Genomic DNA, 2370 nt, shown 5'->3' on the forward strand with positions numbered 1-2370 from the left:
GGGTATCTCAACCGCGACGACCTCACCGCCGAGCGTTTCCTACGCGATCCGTTCAGCACCGAACAGAACGCCCGGATGTACAAAACAGGCGACCTCGGCCGCTACCTGCCGGACGGCAACATCGAATACCTGGGGCGCAACGACGATCAGGTGAAAATCCGTGGTTTCCGCATCGAACTGGGCGAGATCGAAGCCAAACTCGCGCAACACCAGACGGTGAAGGAAACCGTGGTCCTGGCCCGCGAAGACATCCCGGGCGAGAAGCGTCTGGTCGCTTACTTCACCCAGCATTCGGCGGACGAAACCCCAGATATCGACACCCTGCGCGCACACCTGCAAACGCAGTTACCCGACTACATGGTGCCGGTCGCCTACGTACGACTCGACGCACTGCCGTTGACCCCCAACGGCAAACTCGACCGCAAGGCACTGCCGGCACCGGACCTCAATGCACTGATCACCCGTGGCTATGAAGCCCCCATCGGTGAAGTCGAAATCACCCTGGCCCAGCTATGGGCAGAAGTTCTCAATGTGGACCGCGTCGGTCGTCACGATCATTTCTTCGAACTGGGCGGGCATTCGTTGCTGGCGGTCAGCTTGATGGAGCGTTTGCGTCAGGCGGGTCTGGAAGCGGATGTCAGAACCTTATTCGAGCAGCCCACGCTCTCGGGATATGCAGCAACCACGGAAAGAATGGAGATTATGCTGTGAGCGTGATTGAGCTATTGGCGACACTGAAAGAAAAGGACGTGCAGCTTTCGGTCAAGGACGATCGGCTTGTGGTGAGCGGCAGGAAACAGTCGCTCAGCGAACCGGCGATCATCGCCTTGCTGCGCGAACACAAGGCCGCGCTGATCGAGCTGATCACTGCTGGAGACTATCGCGCGAGTAAGGCCGGCGAGATCGAGGTTCCGGCCAATGGCATCCCCGATGGATGTACCCGGATCACGCCGCCGATGCTGCCGCTGTCAAGTCTGGACCAACCGACGATCGATCGGGTGGTGGCCATGGTGCCCGGTGGTGCCCGTAACGTGCAGGACATCTACCCGCTGGCACCGTTGCAGGAAGGCATTCTCTATCACCACCTTGCGGCCGGGCAGGGTGATCCTTATGTGCTGCAAGCGCAGTTTGGCTTTGCGAGTCGCGAGCGCCTGGAGGATTTTGCCCAGGCGTTGCAGAGCGTGATCGACCGGCATGACATCCTGCGCACGAGCGTGGTCTGGGAAGGGCTGGACGAACCGGTTCAGGTGGTCTGGCGTGAGGCCCGACTGGTGCTGACAGAAATCAGCATCGACCCTGGCCATGGCGAAGCCACGCGACAATTGCATGAGCGCTTCGACCCGAGAAAATACCGTCTGGATGTCGGCGAGGCACCGTTGCTGCGTCTGGCATACGCCAGGGACACTGCCAACCAGCGCTGGGTGGCGATGCTGCTGTTCCATCACATCGCCATCGATCATGCGGCGCTGGACGTGGTGCAGCACGAGGTACAGGCGTATTTGTTCGGTCAGGCGGATCAGTTGGGCAAAGCGTTGCCGTACCGCAACTATGTAGCCCAGGCCCGACTCGGTGTGAGCCCCGAGCAGCACGAAACGTTCTTCCGCGAGATGCTCGGTGACATCAATGAGCCGACGCTGCCGTTCGGTGTGCAGGATGTGCGCAGTGACGGCCAGGACATTGAAGAAGCAATGCAGGCGGTGGAAGTCAACCTGTGCCAACGCCTGCNAATGAGCCGACGCTGCCGTTCGGTGTGCAGGATGTGCGCAGTGACGGCCAGGACATTGAAGAAGCAATGCAGGCGGTGGAAGTCAACCTGTGCCAACGCCTGCGCGCGCAGGCTCGCCAGTTGGGCGTGAGCGCCGCGAGCCTGCACCACTTGGCGTGGGCCCAGGTGCTGGGGCGCATTTCAGGTCGCGAGGATGTTGTGTTTGGCACGGTGATGCTGGGCCGGATGCAGGGCGGCGAAGGCGTCGACCGTGCGTTGGGGATGTTCATCAACACCTTGCCATTGCGGGTCGACATGCGCGGCCAGAACGTGCGTGCCGGCGTGAAAGCCACCCATGCACGACTGACGGCATTGCTCGGTCACGAACATGCCTCGTTGGCATTGGCCCAGCGTTGCAGCGGCGTGGCGGCGCCGACGCCGCTGTTCAGCGCTTTGCTGAACTATCGGCACAGCGCCGCGCAAGCTGTGTCCGGCCAGGCGGTGCAATTGTGGGAAGGGATTGAAGTCCTCAGCGGTGAAGAGCGCACCAACTATCCGTTGATCCTGTCGCTGGACGATCTTGGTGAAGGATTCAGCTTGAGTGTGCAGGCGGTGCCGGGCATTGGCGCGCAACGCATTTGCGGTTACATGCACACGGCGCTGGA

General features: G+C 61.3%; 2 pseudogenes. Both read left to right on the forward strand.

Annotated features, from left to right (window positions below):
• Nucleotides 1-681 (forward strand): annotated as a pseudogene (locus tag MMG91_RS29100) (phosphopantetheine-binding protein); the annotation flags it as partial.
• A gap of 68 nt (nucleotides 682-749) precedes the next feature.
• Nucleotides 750-2370: pseudogene (locus MMG91_RS28705) on the forward strand (condensation domain-containing protein); the annotation flags it as partial.

The sequence above is a fragment of the Pseudomonas sp. JL3 genome (assembly GCF_031570575.1).
Taxonomy (GTDB): domain Bacteria; phylum Pseudomonadota; class Gammaproteobacteria; order Pseudomonadales; family Pseudomonadaceae; genus Aquipseudomonas; species Aquipseudomonas cucumis.